The following is a 25312-nucleotide window of genomic DNA, read 5'->3' on the forward strand; positions in this document are numbered from 1 at the left end:
CGATGATGCTCTTCGATAGACTGCGGGAGAACGCCGAGGCGATCCGCGCCCTGGGCGCGGCGGCTATTGCGCGGGCCCACCGCGCTGGTGTGCCGGCCTACGCCATGGACCCAGCCCTCGGCGACGGCCTCGTCAGGCACATGCCGGACGGCACGCGCCAGCGCGTCGCCGTTGTCGACGGCGTCGAGGTGGTGATCGAGACCTACACTGCCGAGGACTGATGCAGTCGGAGCCGCCGCGCTGTACAATCCTCGGCGGTCCGAACGGCGCGGGTAAGTCGACCTTCTTCGACGCTGTGAGACCCCTGGGCACCTTCGTGAACGCGGACGAGGTCGCGCGCCGCCTGGACCCCGAGGCGCCGGAGCGGGCCTCCCTCGCCGCCGGCCGGGCCGTGCTGGCTCAGCTCGACGCCCTGCTCCGGGAGCGTGCCGACTTCGTCTACGAGACCACCCTCAGCAGCCGGCAAGCGCTCGCCCTGATGCAGCGCGCTGGGACGCACGGCTACGAGGTCGGGCTGATCTTCGTGGCGCTTGCAGACCCGCTCCTCAACATCCGGCGGATCGCCGAGCGGGTTGCGCGGGGGGGCCATCACATCCCCGAGGCGACGGTGCGCCGCCGCCATGCCACCGCCTTCCACCGCCTCGCCGAGGCCATCCCCCTCGCCGATGGATCAGTCGTCTACGACAACACGGGCGCAGAGCCGGAACGCCTGCTTCAGGTGCGCGGGCGCGCGATCCTGCAAAACGCCCTGGTCGCCGGACGGCCGCTGCACGAGCGCTTGGCACGGCCCGTGGGCCGGGCCCTGGGTCTCGATCCCGCGTGCCTCCTCGCCCCGGAGCCCTGACGGCTCCATGTCCGACGCCCGCCACGCGCCCGCCACCCTGCGCAATCGTGCGCCCCTCCTTGAGGTGCTCGCCCGCGTGCTGCCGGCGGCCGGCACGGTGCTCGAGGTCGCGAGCGGCACCGGCGAGCACGCCGTGCACTTCGCCCGCGCGCTGCCGGCCCTCACCTGGCTGCCGAGCGACCCGGATCCGGAGGCGCTCGCCAGCATCGCGGCGCACCGCGACGCCGCGCGCCTGACGAACCTCGCCGCGCCGCTGCACCTCGACGCGGCAGCGGCGGACTGGCCCGTACCGGCGGCGGACGCGATCGTCTGCATCAACATGATCCACATCGCGCCCTGGGCCGCGACGCCGGGGCTGATGGACGGCACCGGCCGGTTGCTCGCCCCGGGAGCGCCCCTCGTGCTCTACGGCCCGTTCCGGGAGGCGGAGGTGGCGACTGTGCCCAGCAACCTCGCCTTCGACGCGAGCCTGCGGGCGCAGGATCCCGCCTGGGGCCTGCGCGACCGCGAGGCGGTGGCCGCGGAGGCGCTGGTCCGGGGCCTCCTCCCCAACGCGCGCATCGCCATGCCGGCCAACAACCTCGTGCTCGTGTTCCGGAAGGCCTGAGAGGCCGCGCCAGCTCACACCTACGGCCCGCCTATCGACGACTCTCTGGGGAGACCGCCACCGATCGCGGCACCATCTGGAGGGCTCCTTCGAGGCTGCGCTTCGCTGCGCGCATCAGGATGAGGTCGCGGGTGGGAACGAGGGGCGGTTCTCCCACCCTCCTTTTCGTCCTGAGGGAACCGCGAACGAGCCCTCCGCCTGGGAACAGGCCCCGAGCATGGGCATCGACCTCCGGCGGCCGAGCCCCGGGTCTTCGATCTACGGGACGGTCAGCCCGCCCGCATCCGCCTCCCACGGGACGCGCCGAGGCGACGCCAGCCCATCACGAGGCCGGTCAGGGCCGCCGGCAGCGCCAGGGCGATCACGGCGAGATCCCAGGCCGGACCGTGGGAGATCAGGAGGGGCAGGTCGAGGCGGTGGAACGCCGCGAACAGCCAGCGGTTGGCGCGCCCGCTGCGGTCAAGCCGCTCAAGGATCGCGCCTATCGGGGGATCGACGTGGAGCCAAGTCGCGGCCCCTCTCATCGTCCTTCCAAGCTCAAATCCCAGTCCCGTGCTGATGAGCGCTCGCCGCTCACAGTTGCGGGGGCAGCCGCGGAATCGGGGTCGCCCCCCACCGCATTCCCTATTGATCCCGCGCGGGAACCGTCAGGCGCGAAGCTGAGCCGTGGGAGGGCCGGGCGTCCACCGAGCGCCGTTCATCGGGCGCCGGGTGGGGGAGGTGCTCCACGGGCGGGTGCCGGCCCGCGCGGCCCGCCCGGACGCTCGCCGTCCCTCAAGCGAGGGCGCGGGCCGCTGCCGTGACCTTCTGGACGGATTCGTCGACCGCGCCCGCCGCCATGGCGATGCCGTCCATGTTCCGGCCGACGGCGGCGACGCCTTCGGCGGCCGTCTGCATGTTAGTGGAGATCTCCTGGGTGACCGCGGCCTGCTCGGTCACCGCGGAGGACACGCTCATCGAGATCTCGCTGAGGTTGCCGATCGCGTCGGCGATCGCCGAGATCGCCTGCACCGCCGCCCCGGTCGATTCCTGAACGGCGGCGATCTGCTTGCCGATGTCCTCGGTGGCCCGGGAGGACTGCCCGGCGAGCGCCTTGACCTCCGCCGCAACCACCGCGAAGCCGCGCCCGGCCTGGCCGGCGCGCGCCGCCTCGATGGTGGCGTTGAGCGCCAGCAGGTTCGTCTGGTCGGCGATCGAGCGGATCACCGAGACCACAGCGCCGATGCGCTCCGCCGCCGTGGTCAGGCCGGAGATGATCCGGCGCGCTTCGGTCGCTTGCGACACGGCCTGGTCCGAGGCCAGCTTGGCGTGCTCGGCGTGCCGGCTCAGTTCGGTGATGGAGGAGGCGAACTGCTCAGTGCCGGCGGCCACCGCCTGCACGTTGCCGGAGGTGAGGGCCACCGCCTCGGCGGTGCGCATCGCCTGCAGGTTCACGTCCGACATCGCGAGGGTGATGCTGCCGAGATCCGCCTCGATGGCGCGCTGGCCCGCCTCGCGGCGGATCCGGTCGGCCACCTGCTGGGTGACGTCGCTCGCGAACTTGACCACGCCGGAGAGCTTGCCGGTCTGATCGAAGACGGGGTTGTAGGAGCCGTAGATCCAGACCTCGCGCCCGTCCTTGGCAACGCGCTTGAACTCGCCCGCCTGGAAGGTGCCTCCTGCCAGCGCCTGCCAGAAGTTCGTGTAGGTCGCGCTCTCGCGCTCGGCGGGCGAGACGAACACGCTGTGATGGCGTCCGCGGATCTCGTCGAGGCCGTAGCCCATCAGGGTCAGGAAGTTGGCGTTGGCCTCGGTGATGACGCCGCCGGGCGTGAAGCGGATGACCGCCTGCGAGCGGTCGATCGCGGCCATCTGGCCCTCGCAGGCGGCGTAGCGCTGACGCTCTTCGGTGATGTCGGAGACGAGCGCGACGACCGCGCTTACCTGCCCCCGGGCGTCGATGACCGGGCAGTAGTTCGACCAGATCCAGACGTCGCGCCCCCCCTTGGCGATGCGCAGGAACTCGCCGCACCGCGGCCTGCCGGCGGAGAGATCGTGCCACAGGGCCGCATAAGCCCCGCTCTCCCGGTCCGCCTGCGTGGCGAACAGGCCGTGGTGGCGCCCGCGGATCTCCTCGAGGTCGTAGCCCATCATGTCGAGGTAGAGCGCATTCGCGCCAGTGATGATGCCCTCCGGCGTGAAGCGGATGACCGCCTGCAGGGTTTCGAGCGCCGCCGCTTCCGCCGCCTGCGCGGCGATGCGCGCCGCCTGCTCCGCCGCGAGGCGCGTCCGCTCGACCACTTCGGCGGTGACGTCGAGGCCGAGCAGCAGCACGCGTGCGGGCCGGTTCCGTCGGTCGAGAACCAGGCTGTAGCTGCCCTGGAGGAAGACTTCGCGGCCCTCGTGGGTGATGCGCCGGAAGAGGCCGGTCTGCACGACGCCGGCACGGAGCGCCGCCCAGAACGCACGGTCGGCCTCGCCGCGCTCCTCCGGCGGCAGCAGGGCGTCGTGCGCGACGCCTATGAGGGCCGAGGCCTCGTGGCCCGTCAGGGCGATGGCGGCGCGATTGGCGGCGACGACCGTCCCGTCCAGGGAAAACTCGATCCGGCACTGCGCCGCGTCGACGGCCTGCACGAGGGCATGAAGGCTGGCATTGAGGAAGGACACGACTGCACTCCGGGGCAGAGACTCACAGCAGATCCTGGGTCTATCCCTCCACCCTAACGCGCACGACTTGCATCAAGGTAAACAGAGCGCGGAGCGGGCTCGGATATTTGCTCGCTATCTGCTCTCAAAATGCCATCTTCGGTTGAGCATACAGTGTCCGAACTCTCTTTTGCGTTGATTACTTCCGGCCCGTGCCGCGTCCTCGCACCTCAGCCCCGCCGGGCGAGGTCCGACAGGAGGCTCGCGGCGACCACCGCCTTCGAGACGGTGAGCCCGGCGCCCGCGATCGCCTCCACGGCGCCGCGGATGCGCGTGAAGGCGGCACCCCGTGCGGCGCTCCAACGCTCGACCGCCTCCGGCCCGGCCCCGAAATCGCCCACCACCTCGGCGGTGAGCCCGCGATGGGCCGCCGAGATGGCGGAGACCGCCCGCTCCAGGGCCACCGCGTCGAAGGTGTCGGCGACCGGCGCACCGCGGGCGGCGGCGATCAGGTCGTCCAGGCGGAACAGGTGCTCCAGGGCGAAGTGGGTCGCGGCGATCTCCGGCACCGAGTGCCCGTCGGTCTCGGCGACGCGCACGATGTCGGGGGCGGAGACCAGGGCCTTGAGGGAGGCCAGGCGCCGGGCCGGCGCCTCCGCCATGCCGCGCCCGGCGAGATCCGCGCGGCGAGCCTCGATCTCCGCGGCGGGCTCCGGCGCGAGGATCCGGGGCAGCGCGGCCTCCACCGCGGTGATGCCCTCGCGATAGCGGGCGACCACCGGACTGATCCCGCCGGCGAGGTCGAGGTTGCGGATGAACCAGACGATGCGGTTGCCGAGGAGGTCCTGAACCTCCGCGTAGAGGCCGAGCTGGTCCTGTCCGGGGATGCGCCCGTCGAGGCCGTCGATGGCGAGGTTGAGCTCCATCAGGCCGAAGCTGTCGCGCGTCACCGCGTAGGCCTTGGCGATGGTGGCGGCATCCGCCCCCGTCTCGTCGGTGAGCCGGGTGACCAGGGCGGGGCCGCCGCGGTTGACGATGATGTTGGCGAGCGCCGTCGCGATGATCTCACGGCGCAGCCGGTGCCCCTTCACGGCGTCGGGAAACCGCTCCTTCAGAGCACGCGGGAAGTAGCGTTGCAGCTCGCGGTCGAAGTACGGGTCGCCCGGCACCGAGCTCGCCAGCAGCGCGTCGTGGAGCGCGAGCTTGGCGTAGGCCAGCAGCACGGCGTATTCGGGCCGGGTGAGGGTCTCGCCGCGACGCAGGCGCTCGGTGAGCGTCGCGTCGTCCGGCAGGAATTCCACCGCCCGGTCGAGGCGGCCTTCCGCCTCGAGCGCCTGCATGGCGCGGAGCGCGAAGCCGCCCTCGGCGGGCCCGCGGCGCTCGGCAAGCGACAGCGCCAGCGTCTGCAGCTGGTTGTTGCGCAGCACCAGCCCCGCGACCTCGTCCGTCATCGCGACGAGGAGGTCGTTGCGGGCGGGCCCGTCGAGGCGGCCGTCACGCTCCGGCGCCATCAGGGCGATCTTGATGTTCACCTCGACGTCGGAGGTGTTGACGCCGGCCGAGTTGTCGATGGCGTCGGTGTTGAGACGGACCCCGGCACGGGCCGCCTCGATGCGCCCGGCCTGCGTCAGGCCGAGATTGGCGCCCTCGCCGACGACCTTCGCGCGCAGCTCCGCGCCGGTGATGCGGACCGCGTCGTTGGCGCGGTCGCCTGCCTCCTCGTCGGTCTCCGTTCCGGCGCGCACGTAGGTGCCGATGCCGCCGAACCAGAGCAGGTCGACCGGCGCCCTGAGGATCGCCTGCATCAGCTCGGCCGGTGTGGCCTCGGCGCGCTCGAAGCCGAGCGCCGCCCGCACCTCCGGGGAGAGCGGGACCGTCTTCAGGCTGCGGGAGAACACGCCGCCCCCCGGCGCGATCAGGGACCGGTCGTAATCCGCCCAGGAGGAACGGCCGAGGTCGAACAGGCGCCGGCGCTCGGCGAAGCTCGCGGCCGGGTCGGGATCGGGGTCGAGGAAGATGTCGCGGTGGTCGAAGGCGGCCACGAGCCTGAGGCTCTCCGACAGGAGCATGCCGTTGCCGAACACGTCCCCCGACATGTCGCCGACGCCCGCCACCGTGACCGGATCGGCCTGCACATCGACGTCGATCTCGCGGAAGTGGCGCTTCACGGCCTCCCAGGCGCCGCGGGCCGTGATGCCCATGCCCTTGTGGTCGTAGCCCTGGCTGCCGCCCGACGCGAAGGCGTCGCCGAGCCAGTGGCCGCGCTCCAGGGAGAGGGCGTTGGCGATGTCCGAGAAGGTGGCGGTGCCCTTGTCGGCGGCGACCACCAGGTAAGCGTCGTCCGGATCGTGCCGCACCGTGTCGGCCGGCGGCTCGATGGCGTCGCCGACGATGTTGTCGGTGAGCTCCAACAGGGTGCGGATGAACAGCCGGTAGCTCTCGGTGCCCTCGGTGAGCCAGGCCTGCCGGTCCGAGGCCGGGGGCAGGCGCTTGGGGAAGAAGCCGCCCTTGGCGCCCACGGGCACGATCACCGCGTTCTTGACCTGCTGGGCCTTCACGAGGCCCAGGATCTCCGTGCGGAAGTCCTCCGGCCGGTCGGACCAGCGCAGGCCGCCGCGAGCGACGTAGCCGTAGCGCAGGTGCACGCCCTCGACGCGGGGGCTGTAGACGAAGATCTCGAAGAAGGGTCGCGGCAGCGGCATGTTCGCCACCTTCGCGCAGGCGAACTTGAAGGCGATGGTCTCGCGCGGGCGCGCGGCCCCGTCCGCCCCCGGCTCACGCTGGAAGAAGTTCGTGCGGATCGCCGCCTCCACGAGGTTGACGAAGCGGCGCAGGATGCGGTCCTCGTCGAGGCTGGTGACGCCGGCGAGCGCCGCCTCGATCTCGGCCCGGATCGCCGCCTGCGCGGCCTCGCGGTCGCCCTCCGCCGCCGGGTCGAAGCGGGCGCGGAACAGCGCGACGATGCGGGCGGCGAGGGCCCCGTGGCGGCTCAGCGTCGCGGCGAGGTAGTCCTGGCCGTAGCGGATGCGCAGCTGGCGCAGGTAGCGGCCGAGGGCCCGCAGCAGGGCGGCGTCGCGCCAGTCGAGGCCTGCCTCCAGGACGAGGCGGTTGTAGCCGTCGGACTCGGCGAGGCCCTCGCCGATCGCCAGGAGGGCCGCCTCCAGGGGCTTCTCGGCCCGGGCGAGGTCGATCGCCGTGCCGTTCGCGCGCTCGAGCAGCATGTCGTGCAGCCAGACGCTCGCCGCCGCGGGCTCCGGGGCCGCACCGGGCTGCACCCGATAGGTGCGCTCGTTGATGACCCGGAAGCCGAGGTTCTCCAGCGCCGGCACCCGCTCCGAGAGGGGCAGGGCGGTCCCGCGGGAGAACACCTTGAGGCGCACTTGGCTGTCCGGGTCGGTGTCGCGCCGGACGAGATCGACCGCCCGGGGCGTCGCCGCGCCGAGTCGTTCCAGGATGGCGACGTCCCCGGCCGCCACGGCGGGCTCGAACGCCTCGCGGTAGCTCACCGAGAAGGCCTCGGCGTAGCGGGCGGCGAGGGCGCGGGCCGCGGGGCCCGGCAGCCGCTCGGCCAGGGCCTCGCGCAGCGCATCGCCCCAGGTTTGGACGATGCGGGCGACGCCCGCCTCCAGCTGGGCGGGGTCGCGCTCGCGGGTGCTCTTCTCCGAGAGCCCGATGATGAAGTGGGTGCGGGCGAGCGGCCCCTCGGGAAAGGCCGGGTAGACCGCCGAGACGCGCCCGCCGTGCTCCGCGGCGAGGTGGGCGCCGATGCGGGCCCGCACCACCGAGTCGTAGCGGTCCTTCGGCACGTAGACGAGGAGCGAGACGAAGCGGCCGAAGCGGTCCGGCCGCGCGAGCACCCGCACCCGCGGCCGGTCGGCGAGGTTCATGATCGCCAGCGCGAAGCGGTGCAGGCGGTCGACGTCGATCTGAAAGAGGTCGTCGCGCGGGTAGGTCTCCAGTACGTCGAGGAGCGTGCGGCCGGCGTGGCTCGTCGGGTCGAGGCCGGCGCGCGCCACCACCGCGGCGACCTTGCCGCGCAGGTAGGGCACGGCGCCGGCCGGGCTCGAATAGGCGGTGGCCGCGAACAGGCCGACGATCCGCATCTCGCCGGACAGCGCGCCGTCCGGCCCGAACAGCTTGACCTGCACGTAGTCGAGGTGCGTCGGCCGGTGCACGCGGGAGCGGGCGCTCGCTTTGGTGACGATCAGCGCCTGCGGGCCCTCCAGGAAGGCGACGATCTCGGGCGTCATGTCCACGAAGCTGCGGCCGAGGCGCAGCACCTCCACGCTCGGGTCGCGCAGGAGCCCGAGCGCCGCCTCGCCGACCACGGGGTGGTGGCGCCCGTCGAGCCCGTGGGCGCGCATGCCGAGGGGCGTGAAGTGGCCGTCGCGCAGCCATTCGAGGAAGGCCAGGGCCTCGTGGGCCTCGTCGGCCGGCAGGGGCCCCGATGCCGGCGCCGGGGCGCGGTAGGCCTCGATCAGGGCGTCGAGCTGCCCCAGCATGGCGTCGTGGTCGTCGGTCGCCACCGTCACGTCGGCGTAGACCCGGGCGAGTCCTTCGGCGAGGCGCGCCCGCGCGGCCGCATCATCGATCCGGTCGAGGTGGAGGTGAATTAGGCTCTCGCGGGCCCACGAGCCGTGCGCCTCCGCGGTGGTCTCGCCGACGACACGGGACAGCGCGCCGCTGCCGTCGCGCTCCACCCCGAGGATCGGGTGGGCGACGAGGAGGGGCGTCAGCCCCTGGGCCGCCAGCTCCGCGAGGGTCGAGTCGAGCAGGAAGGGGCGGTTGTCGTTGACGACCTCCAGGATCGTCAGGTCGCGCGCGCGGCCCTCGCGCTCCAGGCTCAGGTCGGTGAGCCTCAGGGCCGCCTCCGTGCCGGGGGACCGGGGCGCGGCGAGGTGCCCGCGAGCGGCGCGGGCGAGGCCGGCCAGCGCCTCGGGCGCGTAGGCGGCGAGATCCTCGGGCGCGACGCGGCCGAACAGGTCGCGCACGAAGCCGCCGGGCCCCGCCTCCGCGTCGAGGATGGCGGCCGCCGCCTCAATGAGTCCCGTGCGCGAGGCCGTCTCGTGGGCGGAGCTGAGCACCGCCGCCGCGTCAACCGTCATCGTGGCTCTCCCGAATCACCGCCCGGCCGCTCACAGGTCGCGCCGCTTTGCCCGCCCGGGCAACCCTCGCGGGCGGGCAACCACCCGCCACCGCCTTCAAACGCGGCCGGATGACAGGGCTTTGACGGTCCGGCGTCTTCGCGGGCCGGGTCGGGATCCGGGGGCGCCGCGGCGCGTTTCCTTGGAGTGCTTCTAAGGAAGGCTTGACCCCTCATTGGAGCTGTTCTAATTAAGAACTGCGCCGGGCGGCGACCGAGACGGCCCGCCCCACCCGAACACGAACCGGAGAGACACCATGGCCACCAGCACCAACGCCGCCTGCGAGAGCTGCCGCTTCTTCGACGACCACAAGCTCAACGGCGGCCAGTCCTCGAGCGACGAGGGCCTGTGCCGCTTCAACCCGCCGGTCAGCCAGCCGGCGCCGGAGTCGAAGGGCCTGTGGCCCGTGGTCGCCAACTCCGACTGGTGCGGCCACTTCACCGCCGAGATGACCGCCGCCGAGTAAGGCGCCGGCATCACGCCAGAACGTCCCGAGGGGCCGGTGCCATGCGCCGGCCCCTTCGCTTTTCGGGCCCGCGGTGCGAGACCGGCGCCCATGACGCCCATCCTGCGCCCCGTCCTTCGCCCCGCCCTGGACGCCGACCTGCCCGCGATCACCCGGATCTACGCCGAGGCGGTCACCGGCAGCACCGCCTCGTTCGAGTTCGCGGCGCCTGACGGCGCCGAGATGGGCCGCCGCCGCGCGGCCCTCGCGGCCGGGGGCTACCCCTACCTCGTCGCCGAGGCCGGGGGCGCCGTCCTCGGCTATGCCTATGCGGGCCCCTACCGCGCGCGGGCGGCCTATGCGTCCACCGTCGAGGATTCGATCTACGTCGATGCGCCCGCGCGGGGCCGGAGGGTCGGGCGGCTCCTCCTCGCCGGCCTCGTCTCGGCCTGCGAGGCGGCCGGTTTCCGGCAGATGGTGGCGGTGATCACGCAGGCCGATTCGGCGGGCTCGGTCGCGCTCCACGCCGGCCTGGGCTTCACGCATGTCGGGACGCTGGCCGGCGTCGGGCACAAGCACGGGCACTGGCTCGGCACGATCCTGATGCAGCGCGCCCTCGGGCCCGGAACGGCGGCGCCCCCGACCCGGGCCTGACGGGCCGGATCCGAAGACTCAGTGCAGCACGAAGCCGTCCACCGGCTCCGGGTCGGGCAGGGGCTCGCCGAGGGCGTCGAGCACGATGCGGTCGACGGCGCGGCGCAGGGCGTCGAGGGGCAAGTCGTTGGCATCGAGGCCGAAGGGCTCCTCCAGCTCGTCCCCGAGGGCGTCGAGCCCGAAGAAGGTGTAGGCGACGAGGGCCGCCGCGATCGGGCTCGCCCAGCCCAGGGGAGCGGCGAGGCCGAACGGCAGCAGCAGGCAGTAGAGCCAGGCCGTCCGGTAGAGGAGCAGGGTGTAGGCGAAGGGGAGCGGCGTCGACTGGATGCGCTCGCAGGCCGCCTGGATGGCGGACAGCTCCGAGACCTTGCGCTCCAGCGTCGCGAAGGCGACCTCGCCGAAGGCGCCGGCCCGCATCGCCGCCGCGAGGTCGGCGGTCAGGCCGGACAGGACCGCATCGGTGGGGCTCGGCCTGCCGGCGAGGTCCCCGGCCTCCGCGGGCGGGAGCCAGGGTGCCGCGGACGCAGCCTCCTCGCCGCCGCGCAGGCGCGCATGCAGCCCGTGCGCGAAGCCGGCGACCCGGCGCAGGCAGCGGGCGCGCTGCTCCGCCTGATGCGGCTCGGGCATCAGGACCGGTATCAGCCGGGCGAGCCCCCGCGCCGCGACGATGAGCTGCCCCCAGGCCTTCCGGGCCTCCCACCAGCGGTCGTAGCAGGCCCCGTTGCGGAAGCTCAGGAAGATCGACAGCGCCAGGCCGATCAGCGTGAAGGGGCCGATGCCGGCCGATTGCGGGAAGGGCTCCGGCCAGTGCCGCTCCACGGCCACGACGGCGCACGCGAAGGCCGCGATGCCGGCGACGCGGGGCGCCACGCGCGGCAGGATCGACCCGCGCAGGGTAAACAGGATGGCGAGAAGCCCGGGGCGGGGACGGACGACCATGCGAAGGGGTGGGATCAGCGATTCGGAGGAGGGCGGCAGGCACGCGCCGCCCCCGAAAGGTCGGGCCGCGTCCCCGCAGCCGCGAGGACGGCCATGATCCTGTCACCTTCGCAGACGATGGCGGAGCCTGAAAGCGCGGACAGCGCATGGAGGCTCTTCGTATGACGTTCCGACTGATCGGCGCCGTTGCCGGACGCTTGGCGGCTCCGCTGGCCGCGCCGCTCATCGCCCTCGCGGCCCTCGGCGGCATCGCCCAGGCGGCGGCGCCTGCCGACCCGAGCGGCACTTGGCTGACCGAGGACGGCCGCGCGCGCATCCGCGTGGAGAAGTGCGGGCCGCAGGACAAGAACGTCTGCGGCTTCGTGGTCTGGCTCAAGGTCCCGCTCAACGACAAGGGCCAGCCCCGCGTCGACTTCAAGAACCCGGACCCGAAGAAGCAGGCCCGGCCCTCCCTCGGCCACCAGGTCATCCTGGGCCTGAAGCCCAACGCGGACGGGCGCTTCGAAGGCAAGATCTACAACGCGGACGACGGCAAGTCCTACGACGTCACGCTCTGGACGGAGGATGCGGGCGAGCTGACCGTGCGCGGCTGCATGCTCGCGGTGTTCTGCGGCTCGCAGACCTGGAAGCAGGTGTCCGACACCGTGCCGGGCCAGCTCACCGGCCCGACGAACAGCCCGACCGGCCCCCGCGCGGACGCCGAATGGGTGAAGGCCGCCGCGGCGCCCCATCCGGGCACCACCGGCAGCGCCGCCGTCCCGCCGAAGCCGGCGGCGCCGAAGCCCGCCGCCCCCAAGGCCGGCGCGCCCGCGGCCGAGTGACCCGGCCTGCGTAAAACGAGGCCCGCCGCGGGCCTTCCCAACTAACCAAGAAGGGCCGGCTCCCCGCGAGCCGGCCCTTCTTCGTTGCGGCCCTCCGCCCCGTCAAGCTGAGGGCAGGAACAGACGAGGGCAAGAATTATCAACTGCCAGTTGCAGAACTACGCCTATTGTAGAAATTGTGGCCTCGGAAGGCGGCCCATACCTTTTGCCCAACTAGCAGGGCATGCCATGGCGATCCGCTTCTTCTTCGATCTCGTGAAAGGAAGCGAGACGCTCCGCGACGAGGAGGGCGTCATGGTCCCGACGGTGCCCATCGTGATCCGGCTCGTCCAGGAGAGCATCCGGGGGCGCCAGCTCGCGGGCCGGCTCACCGACGTCGAGGCGGGCTGGACGCTCCGGATCCGCGACGACCGCAACATCATCTGGCGCCACATCCGGATCTCCTGAAGCCGCGCCCGCCCGCGGCGGGCCGGCTCTCCTCAATCCGTCAGCGCCGCGTAGGTCAGCACCCGCAGGTCCCGCCGAAGCGGCAGGGCCGAGGAGGGGACGAGCTGGGTCAGCAGCACCACGGCGAGGTCCTCGGCGGGGTCGATCCAGAAGGCGGTGCTGGCGATGCCCCCCCAGGCGGCCTCGCCGGGGCTGCCGAGGATCTGGGCCCGGGCCGGGTCGAGCATCACCGAGAAGCCGAGCCCGAAGCCGATGCCCGCGTAGGAGGTCTCGGCGAAGCGTGGCGTGCCCATCGCGGCGAGGTCCCCCGGCAAGTGATTCGAGAGCATGTAGGCCACGGTCTTGCGGCCGAGGAGCCGGGTGCCGTCGAGGATGCCGCCGCTCAGGAGGAACCGGCAGAACCGGACGTAATCCGCCGCCGTCGAGACGAGGCCGCCCCCGCCCGAGGCGATGGCGGGCGGCGCCGCGTAGGGCGTATCGACCGAATCGTCGTAGAGGGTGAGCCGCCGCTCCGCATCGTAGGTGTAGGCCGCCGCGAGCCGGGGCAGCTTCTCCGCCGACACGGAGAAGTCCGTGTCCACCATCCCGAGGGGCGCGATGACCCGCGTCCGCAGGAAGTCCGCGAACGCCATCCCGGAGAGCACCGCCACGAGATGGCCGAGGACGTCGGTCGCGACGCTGTAGTTCCACTGCGTGCCCGGCTGGGCGAGGAGCGGCAGGGCGGCGAGGCGGCCCACCACCTCCCCGAGGCCGGCGTCGCGCCGGTGGAAGTCGATGCCCTCCCGGCGGTAGAGGTCGTCCACCAGCGTCGCCTGCATGAAGCCGTAGGTGAGACCGGCCGTGTGGGTGAGGAGATCGCGGATCGTGATGGGGCGCTGCGCCGGCTCGGTCTCGATCCGGGCCCGGTTGCCGCCGGTCGCCACCCGCATCGCGGAGAATTCCGGCAGGAAGCGCGCCACGGGATCGTCGAGCTGGAAGCGGCCCTCCTCGTAGAGCATCATCACCGCCACGGAGGTGAGGGGCTTCGTCATCGAGTAGATGCGCGTGATGGTGTCGCTCGTGAACGGCGTGCCCCGGGCGAGGTCCGCGCGGCCGTGGGCGGCGTGCCAGGCGACGCGGCCGCGCCGCGCCACCGTCACCGAGAGCCCGGCGAGGCGGTCCGCCGCGACGTGCCCGCGCATCCAGCCGTCGATCCGGTCGAGCCGCGCGGAATCGAGCCCCACCGCTCCCGGCTCGACATCGACCATGCCCTGCATCGGCGGCTCCCACGGTGGCGCGTCCTCCGGCCAGCGATAGCGCCGGGCGGGGACCGCGCCAACCCGGCGCCTCACCAGCCCAGGGTGCCGGGACCGCCCTTGAAGGGCCCAACGATGCCCGGCGTGATCCAGCCTCCGTAGAAGCCGCCGGGCTGCGGCTCGGCCCGGGCCTCGCCGACGAGGCAGGCCTCCATGGGCCCGGCGTAGAAGGCGACGAACCCGGCGATCGGCCGGAAGCCGGGGGTCGGGTCCGGGTAGGACCAGGCGCCGCCGGGGGCGCTGCGCCCACCCGCCGCTACGTCGAGCAACACGGCCCGGCCCTTCCACTCGCAGATGCCGGCGCGGCGCGGTGGCCCGAGCACCCCGGGCGCGATGTCGGCGGGCGGCAGGTAGTAGGTCGGCGGGTGGCTCGTCTCCAGCACCCGGTAGCCGCCGCCCGTGTCGGCGATCGTCACGCCGCCGAGGATCACACGCAGGCGCGCGGGCACCGGCTCCAGGCGCGGCGGGCGCGGATAGTCCCACACGCTCTCCTCGCCGGGCCGGATCGGCAGGGGTTCGGGATGCATGGCGGGCTCCGGCTCCACGTCGATTCGGCGACCCATGCCCAGATAGCGTGCGGCGGCGGCGCGGCGGCGCGCTGCGGCGATTTTCCCCTGCGGCCCGCCGTGCTAGCGCAGGACTCGCGATCCCCGAGCCCGGAGCCCCGCGTGACAGGCCAGAGCGACTACGCCCTCTTCCTCGACTTCGACGGCACCCTGGTGGAGATCGCGCCCCGGCCGGACGCGGTCCGGGTCGAGCCCGGGTTGGTGGAGACCCTGGACCGCCTGCGCGCCCGCCTCGGTGGCGCGCTCGCAGTCGTCACCGGCCGGCCGGTCGGCGTGATCGACGCCTTCCTGGACCCGCTGCGCCTCGACGTGGCGGGCCTGCACGGGGTCGAGCGCCGCACCGGGGGGGTCGTCTCGGGGGGACGGGCGGAGGACCACCCGGAGCTGCGGGCGCGGGTGCCGCGGCTCGAGGCGGCCGCGGCGGAGCTCGACGCGGTGCTGATTGAGGACAAGGGCGCCTCGGTCGCGGTGCATTGGCGCCTCGCCAGCCCCGCCGACGCCGAGCGGGCCGAGGCCGCCGTGAAGGCTGTGGCGGCAGAGCTCGCAGGCGGCTACCGGCTGCAGCTCGGCAAGGCGGTCGGCGAGATCGTGCCGGCCGACGCCACAAAGGCCCACGCCATCCGGGCCTTCGCGGAGCAGCCGCCTTACGCGGGCCGGCGCGCGCTCTTCCTCGGCGACGATCGAACGGACGAGATCGCCTTCGCGTCCGTCAACGAGGATGGGGGCCTCAGCGTCCGTATCGGCCCCGGCGAGACCGTCGCGCGGCACCGGCTGGCCGATCCTGCGGCGGTCCGGGCCTTGCTCCGCGCCTGGGCCGACGGCGCGCCGATCGATCCCGCGGCGCTGCCGGCGGCCTGAGCGCCGCGCCATCCGCCGGCCCGGCGCCGGCCGCGAAGCCTGAAGGGGGAAGCCATGTTCGAGTTCCCGGTCCTCGTCGGCGACATCGGCGGCACCAACGCCCGCTTCGCCCTGGTGGAGGCGAAGGGCGCCAAGCCTCGCGTGCTCTCGCACGAGCCCACGGCCGGCCATCCGGACCCGTCGAGCGCGATCCGGGCGTCGCTCGCCAAGGGCGGCGGCCCGGCGCCGCGCTCGGCGATCCTCGCCATCGCGGGGCGGGTCGACGGGCCGGAGGTGCAGCTCACCAACGCCCACTGGGTGATCGCCGGGGCCCGCCTCGGCGCCGATTTCGACCTCGTGAGCTCGGTGGTCGTCAACGACTACGTGCCCGTGGCGGCGGGCGCCGCCGGCATCGCGCCGGACGACCTCACCCCGATCGGGCCGCTGAGGCGGGAGGCCGCCGGCGCCCGCCTGGTGCTCGGGCCCGGCACCGGCTTCGGCGCGGCGGCGCTCGTGCCCTACGCGGACCGCCTCGCCATCGTCTCCACGGAGGCGGGCCACACCGAGTTCGGCCCCTGCGACGCCGACGAGGAGGCGGTCTGGCACGCGGTCGAGCGCGTGGAAGGCCGGGTCACCGTGGAGGCGCTGCTCTCCGGGCCCGGGCTCAGCCGGCTGCACGCCGCGGTCCGGCAGGTGCGCACCGGCGCGGCAGCCGACCGGATCGACCCGGCCGCCATCACGGAGGCCGGCCTCTCGGCGAGCGACCCGCACGCGGCCGAGGCCCTCGCCCTGTTCGCGCGCCTCCTCGGCCGCGCCTGCGGCGACCTCGCCCTGACCTTCCTGGCCACCGGGGGCGTCTACATCGGCGGCGGCATCGCGCCCCGCATCGTTGACGTGCTGCGGGAGGGCGGGTTCCGCACGGCCTTCGAGCGCAAGGCGCCCTTCGCGGCGATGATGCGCGAGATCCCCACGAGCGTCATCACCGTCCACGACCCGGCGCTCACCGGACTCGCGGCGCTGGCGAGCGAGGGCACCGCCTTCGTGTACCACGGGCAGATCTGGCGGCGGGGGTGAGGCGGCGTTGCGGCCTATCCGGTTTCGGGACACAGTCGGGGCGGGGTCGGCCGCCTGCGCCGGCGCGGAGGGCGCCATGGACCACGTCACACTCGAGGAAGCCGGCGCTGACCTGCCCGGCCTCGTAGAGCGCGCGGCGGGCGGCCAGCCCTTCGTGATCACCCGGGACGGGCGTCCGCTGGTCCGGGTCACGCCCGTCGAGGCGGCCACGACGGAGCGCCCCCGGCGCGTCGGCTTCCTCGCGGGCCGGTTCACGGTCCCGGAGGATTTCGACCGGATGGGCGGGGCCGGGATCGAGCGCTTGTTCGACGGCGGATGAGGCTGCTCCTCGACACCCACCTGCTGCTGTGGGCCGCCGCCGAGCCGCACCGCCTGTCCCCGGGGGCACTTGCGCTCCTCGATGATCCTGCCAACGACCTCGTCTTCAGCGCTGCGAGCCTGTGGGAGGTCGCCATCAAGAGCGGCCTCGGACGCGAGGACTTTCAAGTCGACCCGCTGGTTCTGCGCGCGGCCCTGTTGGCGAATGGCTACGAGGAGTTGGTCATTTCCGGGCAGCACGCGGCTGCCGTGCTGCGGCTGCCCGCCATTCACAGGGACCCCTTCGACCGGATCCTCGTCGCCCAGGCGCTCTGTGAAGGGCTGACCCTTCGGACCGCCGACGCGGCGGTCGCAGCCTATCCGGGAACCGCCAGGGCTTCGTAGCGCCCCGACGGCTCGGACGGGCCTTCCTCAGGCCGCCGCGAGCGGCTTCGAGACGCTTTCCAGCGACTTGCCCTCGGCGGCCGTGCCCCAGATGCCGCCGACCACGGCCGCGATGCCCATCAGGGCGGCGCCGATCAGGTAGCCGATGAGCACGTTGTCGCGCGAGCCCGTCTCGACGAGGGTCCCGAACAAGAGCGGGCCCGAGACCCCTCCGATGCCGGTGCCGATCGCGTAGAAGGCCGCGATGGCGAGCGCGCGGATCTCCAGCGGGAAGGTCTCGGCCACCGTCAGGTAGGCGGAGGAGGCCGCGGCCGAGGCGAAGAAGAACACCACCATCCAGACGACGGTCTGGCCGACGGCGCCGAACACCCCGATCTGGAACAGGTAGCCGGCGCCTGCGAGGAGCAGGGCCGAGATGCCGTAGGTGAAGGCGATCATCGGGCGCCGGCCCACGGTGTCGAACAGGCGCCCCAGCACCAGCGGGCCGAGGAACGAGCCCAGCGCGAAGGGCAGCAGGTACCAGCCGACATGGTCGCCGGGCACCCCGTAGAAGCGCTCCAGCACCAGGGCGTAGGTGAAGAACAGCGCGTTGTAGAAGAAGGCCTGCGCCACCATCAGCGCGAGGCCCACGACGGTCTGCTGGCGGCTCGCCCCGAACATCGCCCCGAACACCTCGGAGAGGGGGGTGTGGCTGCGGGTCTTGAGCCGCAGGTGCTTGCCTGCCTCGACGGGCGGCAGCGTCGTGCCCGCGTCCGTGAAGCGCTTCTCGATCCCCGACACCACCCGGTCCGCCTCGGCCGCGTAGCCGTGCGTGACGAGCCAGCGGGGGCTCTCGGGGATCCAGGTGCGCAGGAGCAGGATCACGAGGCCGATGCCGCCGCCCACGAAGAAGGCGACGCGCCAGCCCCAGGCCGGGTCGATCACGTCGGGCCGCAGGACGACGATGGACAGGAAGGAGCCGAGCGCCGCCCCGATCCAGAACGAGCCGTTGATCACGAGGTCGGTCCAGCCGCGGACATGGGCGGGGATCAGCTCCTGGATGGTGGAGTTGATCGCCGTGTACTCGCCGCCGATGCCCGCCCCGGTGAGGAAGCGGAAGAGGCAGAAGCTCCAGATGTTCCAGGAGAGCCCGGTGGCGGCGGTGGCAGCGAGGTAGAGGGCCAGCGTGATGAAGAACAGCTTCTTGCGCCCGATTCGGTCGGTGAGCCAACCGAAGCCGAGCGCCCCCGTGACGGCGCCGACGAGGTAGGATGAGGCGGCGAGGCCCACGTCGAACTCGGAGAACGACATCGGCGCCTTGCGCAGCGCGCCCACCAGGGCGCCGGCCAGCGTTACCTCGAGCCCGTCCAGCACCCAGGTGATGCCGAGCGCCACGATGACGAGGACGTGGAAGCGCCCGAAAGGCAGCCGGTCGAGCCGGGCCGAGATGTCCGTCTCGATGACGGTGCCGGGGGGACTCCGCTCGGGTGCCGCGCCGCTGCCTTGTGCCTGCGCTACTCTGCTCGTCATCCGCGGATTCACCCTGAATCGAGAGACTTGTTCAGAACATCGGCCGGCCCGTCGATGAGGCCGTCCGGTGAGAGCGCTCCTTCACGCCCCACGGGCTGAACTAGGGCGTTCTCGCGGGTACGCCCCTCATGAAACGACGATTCCAGGTTGCCGCCCTCGCCCTCGTCCTCGCGACGGGCCTCGCCGCCGCCCCGACCCGGGGGGCCGACGATACCCACGACCGGGCGCCCCCGCAGGCGCCCGACGGCGCCGAGCGCTGGCGCCTGCGCCCGAGCCAGGCGGCCCTCGGCCCGGACGAGGCGGGCCCGCCGGCGCGCGACGCCGCCCGCCCGATCCCGGAGGCGCGGCGCAGCGTGCGCCTCGTCTACCCGGCTCTGCTCGCGGACCGCTGATCCCCGAACGGCTGCACGGAGGACCTCCGGTCAGCGCGAGCGGACGTCGAGGGCGTCGGCCAGCGCATCCCCGAGGAGATTGAGGGCGACGAGGGTCCCGCACAGGAAGGCCGCCGGCGCGGCGAGCGCCCCCGGCGCCGCCTCGATGCCCCGGGCGCCCTCGGCAATCAGCACGCCCCAGCTCGTCTCCGGCTCCTGCACGCCGAGCCCGAGGAAGGACAGGAAGCTCTCGAGCAGGATCACGCGCGGCACGATCAGCGTCGCGGCGACCGCGACGGGGCCGAGCATGTTGGGCACCACGTGGCGGCGGAGGATGGCCGGGCCCGGCAGCCCCAGCGCCTCGGCCGCCCGCACAAAATCCCGGCCGCGCAGGGCCAGGGTCTGGCCGCGCACGAGGCGCGCCATGTCGAGCCATTCGGTGGCCGCCACCGCGACGAGGATCAGCGCGAGGCTCGGGCTGAAGAAAGCCACCAGCATCATCACGAAGAACACGAAGGGCAGGGCGTAGAGCAGGTCCACGCCGCGCATCATCAGCGCATCGACGGCACCGCCCCGCCAGCCCGAGACCGCCCCGTAGAGGATGCCGATGAGGAGGGCGGCGAGCGTCGCCACGCAGCCGATCAGCAGGGAGACGCGCCCCCCCACGAGGCAGCGCGTGAGGAGGTCGCGGCCCTGCAGGTCGGTGCCGAGCAGAAAGTGCCGCCGGAGCACCGGCGCCTCGACGGTGAGGCGGTGCCCGTCCTCCGAGCGCCCCGCGATGCGGGCCTCGCCGAGGAGGCCGGAGCGGGGCAAGTAGGCGAGGCTGCGCGCCTCGATGGGACGGTCGGCCTCGAGGACGAGGCGCAGGCGCTCCGGCCCGATCTCCACCTCCGCGACCCGGGTTCGCATCCGGAAGGCGAGGCGGTCGAGGGCGGCGCGCAGGCGGTCCGGCCCTGGCTCCGCCGCGAGGCCGGGGGCGAGCTGGCGCAGGTCCGGGTAGGCCCGGTCGGGATCGTGCCCGGTGACGAGGGGCCCCGCGAGGCAGGCCAGCGCGACGGCTGCGAGAAGCGCGAGGGCCAGGCAGGCGATGCGATTGCGGGCGAGGCGGGCCAGAACAGTGCTCATGCACCGGCCCTCATCGGGCGAGCCGCAGGCGCGGGTCGAGGAGCGCCGCGGCGAGGTCGGCGGCGAGGTTGAACAGGATCACCAGCACCGCGACGACCAGCACCGTGCCCATCACCAGCGTGTAGTCGCGGTTGAGCGCGCCCTCCACGAAGTAGCGGCCGATCCCGGGCAGGCCGAACACGGTCTCGACCACCACGGAGCCGGTGAGGAGGCCGGCGGCCAGCGGCCCGAGGATCGCGACGACGGGCAGCGCGGCCGCCCGCAGGGCGTGGCGGACGACGCGCGCGGGCGGCAGCCCCATGGCGACCTGCGTGCGCACGTGCGGCTGGGCGAGCGCCTCGCCGAGGGCGGTCCGGGTTAGGCGGGCGATCGCCCCGACCTGCGGCAGGGCGAGGGTCACCACCGGCAGGACGAGGTGGGACGGCGCCCCGTCCTCCCAGCCGCTCAGGGGTAGCCAGCGCAGGGACAGGCCGAAGGCTATTTGCAGAAGGGGCGCCACCACGAAGGTCGGCACCGACAGGCTGAGTCCCGCCGCGAGGCCCGCCAGGCGGTCGGCGAGCCCGCCGCGGCGCAGGGCGGCGAGGATCCCGAGGGCGAGGCCGAGGCCGAGGGCCAGGGCGAGCGCCAGGGCACCGAGCGTCATCGAGACCGGCAGGCCGCGGGCGAAGAGGTCGGCGACGGTGAGGTCGCGGTAGGAGAAGGAGGGCCCGAGATCGCCGCGGGCGAGGGCCGCGAGGTAGCGGCCGAACTGCACCGCGAGCGGCTGGTCGAGGCCGTAGACCCGCCGCAGGTTCTCCATGGCGGCCGGCGCGAGGGGGCGTTCGAGATCGAACGGGCCGCCGGGGGCGAGCCGCATCAGCACGAAGCTCACCGCCACCACGGCAAGGAGGGTCGGCAGCGCCTGGAAGAGCAGGCGGCGCAGGACGAGGGCGATCATCGCGCCCCCGCGCGGCTCTGACGCGACGGGCCGGACCGGGGGCTATCGCTCACCGGTCGAGGCTCAGGAAGCGGGTGGGCGCCGCGTTGCGCAGGTTGGCGTGGTAGCCGTGGAGGCGCGGCGCGATCAGCGCCTTCGAGCGGTAGTGCATCACGGGGATCACCGGCACCTCGTCGAGCAGGATCGCCTCCGCCCGGTGCAGCAGGGCGGCCCGGGCCGCGAGGTCGCGCGTCTCCGCGGCCTCGCGCATCACCGCGTCGAAGGCCGGGTTGCTGTAGCGGCCGGCATTGAGGCCGTCGTTGCCGGTGGAGAGCAGGAACAGGAAGTTCTGGGGGTCCGAGTAGTCGGCGATCCAGGACATGCGGGCGACGTCGAAGGGACCGCCGTCGCGCAGGTACGCGAAGTGGGTCTTGGCATCCGTGTAGACGAAGCGGGTGTGCACCCCGAGGGGGCGCCACATCTCGGCGATGGCGAGCGCCGTGCTGCGGTTGTTGTCGGTGCTGTTGAACCGGTACGACACGGCGAGGGTCCTGCCCCCCGGTCCGTAGCCGGCCTCGGCGAGGAGCCTGAGCGCCTCGGCCTCGTTGTCGATGGGCAGGCGCTCGCGCCCGGGCAGCTCCGGCGGCGGCAGGGCGTTGTCGAGGCCCGGCGGGCAGAGCGAGTAGGCGGGCGCCATGGTCTCGCCCCGCACCACCGTGGCCAGGAACTCCCGGTCGATGACGAGGGAGAGGGCCCGGCGCAGGCGCGGGTCGTCGAAGGGCGGCTTGCGCAGGTCGAAGGCGAGGTACTCGACGCCGAGCGCCGGCCCCAGCACCACCTCCTCCCCGAAGCGGCGCCTCAGGAAGGCCATCTGGTCCGCCGGCAGGTCGGCGAGGGAATCGATCTCGCCGGCCCCGTAGCGGCGGACCGCGCTGGCGAGGTCGGGGGTCGGGATGAAGGCGACGCGGGGGATCGTCACCGTGCCGGCGGCGTGGAAGTGGGGGTTGCGCTCCAGGGTGATGCGGTCGTTCGGCACCACGTCGACGAGGCGGTAGGGGCCGTTGCTCACGTGGTTGCCGGGCCGCGTGAAATCAGGGCCGAAGCGCTCGACCGAGGGGCGGTGGACGGGCAGCGCCGTCTGGTGGGTGAGGAGTTCGAGGAAGTAGGGGGTTGGCGCCTCCAGGCGGATCTCGACGGTGCGGGGATCGGGCGCCGCGACTCCGAGGCTCGACGCGGGCGTCTCGCCCCGGTTCACGGCCCCCGCGTTGCGGATCGGGAACAGCACCTCGGCGTACTTCGCGCCCGTCTCCGGCGCCATGATGCGCCGGAGCGCGTAGGCGAAGTCCTCGGCCTGCATCGGGTCGCCGTTCGACCAGCGGGCGTCCCCCCGCAGGCTGAACGCGTAGGTCAGGCGGTCCTCCGAGAGGCGCCAGGACTCGGCCATGCCGGGGATGATGCGGCCGAGGTTGTCGTAGGTGAGGAGTCCCTCGTAGAGGTCGCGCAGGATGTGCGCCTCGGCCACCGTCGAGGTCTTGTGCGGATCGAGGGTCTCGGGATCGGCGTCGTTGCCGCGCCGGTAGAGGCGGCCGGGCTCGGCCGCCGCCCGGGGTCCCGCGACGACGAGCGCCAGGCCGCCCGCGAGCCAGTCCCGCCGGCGCAAGGAATTCGGGCGCGCTAAGCCCGAGCGCAACGGCTCAGGCGCCGGTGTCGGGCGCGAAGCCGGCGGCCTCGATGCCGGCCACCGCGCAGATCTCGTCGTTGTCGGAGGTATCGCCGGAGATCCCCACCGCGCCGACCACCCGCCCGCCGTCGCGGATCAGCACCCCGCCCGGCACCGGCACCAGGGCCGCCGGGCCGACGAGGTGGGAGACCGCCGCGACGAAGTGGGGCTGCTCCTCGGCCCGCTTCGCGATGGCCCGGGAGCCGAGCCCGAGGGCGAGGGCGCCGTTGGCCTTGCCGAGGGCGACCTCGGCGCGGCGGAGCGCCGTGCCGTCCTCCACCTGGACACATTTCAGAGACCCGCGGGCGTCATACACGACCACGGCGAGCGGCTTCAGGCCCCGCGCCCGCGCCGTCTCCAGGGCGGTCGTGACGATGGTTCGGGCGGCGTCGAGCGTCAGGTCGGCCATCGTGCGCTTTCGAGGGGAAGGGGGCCAGCCGGACCCCGCGGGCCGAGCCCGCGGTGCCCGCCAGAGGTTTTTCGTGATGCGTCGCGCGATCATCCATATCGGAATGCCCCGCACCGGGTCCACCTCGCTCCAGGAGGTGCTGGCGCGCCTGCGGCCCCGCCTGCCCGAGGCCGGCATCCTCTACCCGCGGCTCGCGCCGACCGGCTCCGGGCCCGGCGCGGACGTCAACCACCAGCCCCTCGGCGAGGCCCTCGACGGCCGCCGGTCCCGGTCCGAGCGCCGGGCCGCGCTGGCGCGCCTCGACGCGGCGCTCGCGAACACGCAGGCCGACACGGTGATCCTCTCCTACGAGGACTTCGCCGTGCAGCGGCCGCACTTCCGGGTGCCCGCGACCCTCGCGGAGGCCTTCGGGCGGCACGGCTTCGCCCTCGAGGTCGCGATGGTGGTGAAGCCCGCCTTCGAGCAGCTGAACTCGGCCTACGCCCACCGGGCGCAGCTCGTGCAGGAGACGCGGACGTTCCGGGCCTACGGACAGGCGCAATGGCGCTCGGGCCGGTTCGACTACGGTGCCCTGATTGCCCCGTGGCGGGCTGCCGCGGAGGGGCGGGTGACGGTCATCCCCTTGCGCGACCGGCGCTCGGCCGAGCCGCTGCTGGGGCGGATCGTGCGCGACCTCGGCCTCGCCGACCGGCTCGGTGGACTGATCGCCGGGCAGGCCGAGTACCGCACCAACCGCAGCCCCGGCCCCATCGCCGTGGAGGCCTCTCGTCGCCTGCGCCTGCAGCGGGTCCACCGGCAGGTCGCCGGGCACCCGCGCCGGATCGGCCACGTCCTCGACGACGCGGCCTGGGGACGGGGGCTCGACCCCGAATCGTTCAGAGGCGACGCGCCCGAGATCCGGGCGCGGATGGGCGAGCGCCTCGCGGCCTCTCACGACCGCTTCGCGCGGGCGATGTGGGGCGCCTCCTGGGACGCGGTGGTGGGCGAGGCGCCGGAGCGCGCGCCGAACGAGCTCGCCGGGCGGAGCCTCGACGCGGAGACCGAGGCCGTGATCGCGGCGCTGATGCGCGAGACCATGGGTCACTTCCGCTTCCACAGCCTGCCGGCGTGGCAGCGGGTGCCGGCCGACCTCGCGGAGGCCGCCACCAAGCGGCTCGCGGGCCTCGTGGGCTACGGCTGGCGGGTGAGCTGAGCCGGCCGGATCCGCCTCAGGCGAGCCCGTCCACGAAGGCGTCGTAGCGCCGCGCCACGTCCTCGCGGCGCTCGAAGTGCGGGAAGGCGCCGGTCGGCAGGCTCTTGATGCGCCAGTTCGGCCGCGCCGCGAAGCGGGGCGCGTCGCGGTAGTCCACGAAGTCGCCGCGCTGCCCGTGGAGCACCAGCACCGGCAGCCACAGCGCCTCGTAGAGGCGCGTCGCGTCGGTGGGGAAGAGGTGGCCGGCGATGAAGCAGTAGGGCGCGTGCTCGGCGCCCGGCTGGTGGGCCGAGGCGTAGTCGTAGGCCAGCAGGCCCTCGTCGATCCGGTCCGAGCCCCAGGTCTTCTCCAGAAAGAAGCGCATGCTCGGCCGGCTCACGAGGGCGTCGAACAGGGCCCGGCCCCAGGGCGGCGCGTCGAGGAGGGCGCGGGTGAGGTCGCGCCCCCGGTGGCCGTCGCTCGGACCGCGGCCGGACAGGCGGGCATCGAGCCCCGTAGGACTGATCAGCGCGAGGCTGCGGTAGTCCTGGGCCCGCTCCAGCGCGGCGCGGGCTAGGTACTCGGCCGAGAGCGACAGGGCGAGGGCATCGACCCGCGCGCCGCCGTGGCGCCGCCGGATCTCCCCCGCGACCGCGTGGATCGCGTCCACCATGGTGCGCGGGGTGTAGCGGCGGCGGCTCCGCTCCGAGAAGCCGAAGCCCGGCAGGTCGAGGGCGTAGACCGGGCGCCGCCCGCGGTAGTGCTGGTAGAGCGGACGCACCTCGTAGGCGTTGGCGGCCGCGTTGATCGAGTGGATCAGGAGGAGCGGCACGCCCTCGGCCTCGTCCGACCCGTAGAAGGCGAGGCCCCCGACGGGCGAGGACAGGCATTCGTGGCGCCCCGGCAAGGCCGGGGGGAGGGGCATCCGGTGATCGATGCCGAGCCGGCTGTAGGCGACCCAGGCCCCCGCTCCCCCGAGCGCGGCGAGGCCGAGCCCCTTCGCGGCGCGGGCGGCGAGCGTGGGGGCGATGCCGTGGGGTCTGCGGGGCGGTCTCGGAGCCATCGTCGCGTCTCGTTCGGGCGTGTGGGCG

24 protein-coding genes, 1 pseudogene and 1 riboswitch are annotated in these 25312 nt (G+C 73.6%); of the genes and pseudogenes, 13 read left to right on the forward strand and 12 right to left on the reverse strand.

Translation table 11 applies throughout. From position 1 onward, the window contains the following. Positions 1 to 2 precede the first annotated feature (2 nt). The 3 genes from ACLBXP_RS10980 to ACLBXP_RS10990 are packed head-to-tail and all read left to right on the forward strand — an operon-like array spanning position 3 to position 1451. A complete protein-coding gene (locus ACLBXP_RS10980) occupies positions 3 to 221 on the forward strand; it encodes a hypothetical protein (protein WP_447667684.1) in 219 nt (72 codons plus the stop codon). Next, a complete protein-coding gene (locus tag ACLBXP_RS10985) occupies positions 221 to 844 on the forward strand; it encodes an AAA family ATPase (protein ID WP_447667685.1) in 624 nt (207 codons plus the stop codon). Before ACLBXP_RS10980 ends, ACLBXP_RS10985 begins: the two co-directional genes overlap by 1 nt. A gap of 7 nt (positions 845 to 851) precedes the next feature. Continuing rightward, entirely contained in the window at positions 852 to 1451 is a 600-nt protein-coding gene (locus tag ACLBXP_RS10990; RefSeq protein WP_447667686.1) for a DUF938 domain-containing protein, read from the forward strand. Positions 1452 to 1920: 469 nt separating this feature from the next. Beyond that, a riboswitch (cobalamin riboswitch) is annotated at positions 1921 to 2115 on the reverse strand. A 110-nt stretch (positions 2116 to 2225) separates the two neighbouring features. On the opposite strand, the gene ACLBXP_RS10995 is transcribed toward ACLBXP_RS10990, so the two are convergent. The 3 genes and pseudogenes from ACLBXP_RS10995 to ACLBXP_RS11005 form a co-directional block, all read right to left on the reverse strand. Continuing rightward, positions 2226 to 3689 (reverse strand): methyl-accepting chemotaxis protein, encoded by a 1464-nt coding sequence (locus ACLBXP_RS10995; protein WP_447667740.1) that lies wholly within the window; start codon positions 3687 to 3689, stop codon positions 2226 to 2228. Positions 3690 to 3740: 51 nt separating this feature from the next. Next, positions 3741 to 4097 (reverse strand): annotated as a pseudogene (locus ACLBXP_RS11000) (PAS domain S-box protein); the annotation flags it as partial. A 209-nt stretch (positions 4098 to 4306) separates the two neighbouring features. Further along, a complete protein-coding gene (locus tag ACLBXP_RS11005) occupies positions 4307 to 9181 on the reverse strand; it encodes an NAD-glutamate dehydrogenase (protein ID WP_447667687.1) in 4875 nt (1624 codons plus the stop codon). A gap of 295 nt (positions 9182 to 9476) precedes the next feature. Here ACLBXP_RS11005 and ACLBXP_RS11010 point away from each other — a divergent pair, with 295 nt between their 5' ends. Both ACLBXP_RS11010 and ACLBXP_RS11015 read left to right on the forward strand, forming a co-directional pair. Further along, on the forward strand, positions 9477 to 9686 hold the full coding sequence (locus ACLBXP_RS11010; RefSeq protein ID WP_447667688.1) for a hypothetical protein: 210 nt from the start codon (positions 9477 to 9479) through the stop codon (positions 9684 to 9686). Positions 9687 to 9776: 90 nt separating this feature from the next. Beyond that, a complete protein-coding gene (locus tag ACLBXP_RS11015; RefSeq protein ID WP_447667689.1) occupies positions 9777 to 10319 on the forward strand; it encodes an N-acetyltransferase family protein in 543 nt (180 codons plus the stop codon). 18 nt (positions 10320 to 10337) lie between these two features. Here the strand turns inward: ACLBXP_RS11015 and ACLBXP_RS11020 are convergent, their stop codons facing one another. Then, positions 10338 to 11258, reverse strand: a complete 921-nt coding sequence (locus ACLBXP_RS11020) for a bestrophin family protein (protein ID WP_447667690.1) — start codon at positions 11256 to 11258, stop codon at positions 10338 to 10340. A 161-nt stretch (positions 11259 to 11419) separates the two neighbouring features. On the opposite strand from ACLBXP_RS11020, the gene ACLBXP_RS11025 reads away from it, so the two are divergent. Together ACLBXP_RS11025 and ACLBXP_RS11030 are read left to right on the forward strand one after the other, a co-directional pair. Then, the gene (locus tag ACLBXP_RS11025) at positions 11420 to 12079 is read left to right on the forward strand and encodes a DUF2147 domain-containing protein (protein ID WP_447667691.1); all 660 of its coding nucleotides are present in this window, start codon (positions 11420 to 11422) and stop codon (positions 12077 to 12079) included. A 228-nt stretch (positions 12080 to 12307) separates the two neighbouring features. Continuing rightward, positions 12308 to 12526, forward strand: coding sequence for a DUF6894 family protein (locus tag ACLBXP_RS11030; RefSeq protein WP_447667692.1), 219 nt, complete (start codon positions 12308 to 12310; stop codon positions 12524 to 12526). A 32-nt stretch (positions 12527 to 12558) separates the two neighbouring features. Here ACLBXP_RS11030 and ACLBXP_RS11035 read toward each other — a convergent pair whose 3' ends face one another. Together ACLBXP_RS11035 and ACLBXP_RS11040 are read right to left on the reverse strand one after the other, a co-directional pair. Beyond that, positions 12559 to 13782 (reverse strand): serine hydrolase domain-containing protein, encoded by a 1224-nt coding sequence (locus tag ACLBXP_RS11035; protein ID WP_447667693.1) that lies wholly within the window; start codon positions 13780 to 13782, stop codon positions 12559 to 12561. Between the two features lie 71 nt (positions 13783 to 13853). Beyond that, complete coding sequence (locus tag ACLBXP_RS11040) at positions 13854 to 14348, reverse strand: DUF427 domain-containing protein (RefSeq protein ID WP_447667694.1); 495 nt, start codon at positions 14346 to 14348, stop codon at positions 13854 to 13856. 141 nt (positions 14349 to 14489) lie between these two features. Here ACLBXP_RS11040 and otsB point away from each other — a divergent pair, with 141 nt between their 5' ends. The 4 genes from otsB (at position 14490) to ACLBXP_RS11060 (ending at position 17000) form a co-directional block, all read left to right on the forward strand. Next, on the forward strand, positions 14490 to 15245 hold the full coding sequence (gene otsB / locus ACLBXP_RS11045; RefSeq protein WP_447667695.1) for a trehalose-phosphatase: 756 nt from the start codon (positions 14490 to 14492) through the stop codon (positions 15243 to 15245). A 54-nt stretch (positions 15246 to 15299) separates the two neighbouring features. Next, positions 15300 to 16298 carry a glucokinase gene (locus tag ACLBXP_RS11050; protein ID WP_447667696.1) on the forward strand — a complete coding sequence of 333 codons (999 nt, stop codon included), beginning with the start codon at positions 15300 to 15302 and terminating at the stop codon, positions 16296 to 16298. A 76-nt stretch (positions 16299 to 16374) separates the two neighbouring features. Continuing rightward, positions 16375 to 16617 carry a type II toxin-antitoxin system Phd/YefM family antitoxin gene (locus ACLBXP_RS11055; RefSeq protein WP_447667697.1) on the forward strand — a complete coding sequence of 81 codons (243 nt, stop codon included), beginning with the start codon at positions 16375 to 16377 and terminating at the stop codon, positions 16615 to 16617. Beyond that, positions 16614 to 17000 (forward strand): type II toxin-antitoxin system VapC family toxin, encoded by a 387-nt coding sequence (locus tag ACLBXP_RS11060; RefSeq protein ID WP_447667698.1) that lies wholly within the window; start codon positions 16614 to 16616, stop codon positions 16998 to 17000. Before ACLBXP_RS11055 ends, ACLBXP_RS11060 begins: the two co-directional genes overlap by 4 nt. Positions 17001 to 17027: 27 nt before the next feature. On the opposite strand, the gene ACLBXP_RS11065 is transcribed toward ACLBXP_RS11060, so the two are convergent. Continuing rightward, complete coding sequence (locus ACLBXP_RS11065) at positions 17028 to 18509, reverse strand: MFS transporter (RefSeq protein WP_447667699.1); 1482 nt, start codon at positions 18507 to 18509, stop codon at positions 17028 to 17030. 128 nt (positions 18510 to 18637) lie between these two features. Here ACLBXP_RS11065 and ACLBXP_RS11070 point away from each other — a divergent pair, with 128 nt between their 5' ends. After that, positions 18638 to 18901: a hypothetical protein gene (locus ACLBXP_RS11070; protein ID WP_447667700.1), complete on the forward strand. Its 264-nt coding sequence runs from the start codon at positions 18638 to 18640 to the stop codon at positions 18899 to 18901. 30 nt (positions 18902 to 18931) lie between these two features. On the opposite strand, the gene ACLBXP_RS11075 is transcribed toward ACLBXP_RS11070, so the two are convergent. From ACLBXP_RS11075 to ACLBXP_RS11090, 4 genes are read right to left on the reverse strand one after another with little or no spacing between them, the layout of a single operon-like run. Beyond that, positions 18932 to 20005 carry an ABC transporter permease gene (locus ACLBXP_RS11075; RefSeq protein WP_447667701.1) on the reverse strand — a complete coding sequence of 358 codons (1074 nt, stop codon included), beginning with the start codon at positions 20003 to 20005 and terminating at the stop codon, positions 18932 to 18934. Positions 20006 to 20015: 10 nt separating this feature from the next. Further along, positions 20016 to 20942 carry an ABC transporter permease gene (locus tag ACLBXP_RS11080; RefSeq protein WP_447667702.1) on the reverse strand — a complete coding sequence of 309 codons (927 nt, stop codon included), beginning with the start codon at positions 20940 to 20942 and terminating at the stop codon, positions 20016 to 20018. 49 nt (positions 20943 to 20991) lie between these two features. Further along, entirely contained in the window at positions 20992 to 22581 is a 1590-nt protein-coding gene (locus tag ACLBXP_RS11085; protein WP_447667703.1) for a peptide ABC transporter substrate-binding protein, read from the reverse strand. 34 nt (positions 22582 to 22615) lie between these two features. After that, positions 22616 to 23050, reverse strand: a complete 435-nt coding sequence (locus tag ACLBXP_RS11090; protein ID WP_447667704.1) for a GlcG/HbpS family heme-binding protein — start codon at positions 23048 to 23050, stop codon at positions 22616 to 22618. Between the two features lie 76 nt (positions 23051 to 23126). On the opposite strand from ACLBXP_RS11090, the gene ACLBXP_RS11095 reads away from it, so the two are divergent. Further along, positions 23127 to 24242, forward strand: coding sequence for a hypothetical protein (locus tag ACLBXP_RS11095; RefSeq protein ID WP_447667705.1), 1116 nt, complete (start codon positions 23127 to 23129; stop codon positions 24240 to 24242). Positions 24243 to 24258: 16 nt separating this feature from the next. On the opposite strand, the gene ACLBXP_RS11100 is transcribed toward ACLBXP_RS11095, so the two are convergent. Then, positions 24259 to 25284, reverse strand: a complete 1026-nt coding sequence (locus ACLBXP_RS11100; RefSeq protein ID WP_447667706.1) for an alpha/beta fold hydrolase — start codon at positions 25282 to 25284, stop codon at positions 24259 to 24261. Positions 25285 to 25312: the final 28 nt, after the last annotated feature.

The organism is Methylobacterium sp. A54F (assembly GCF_053346035.1).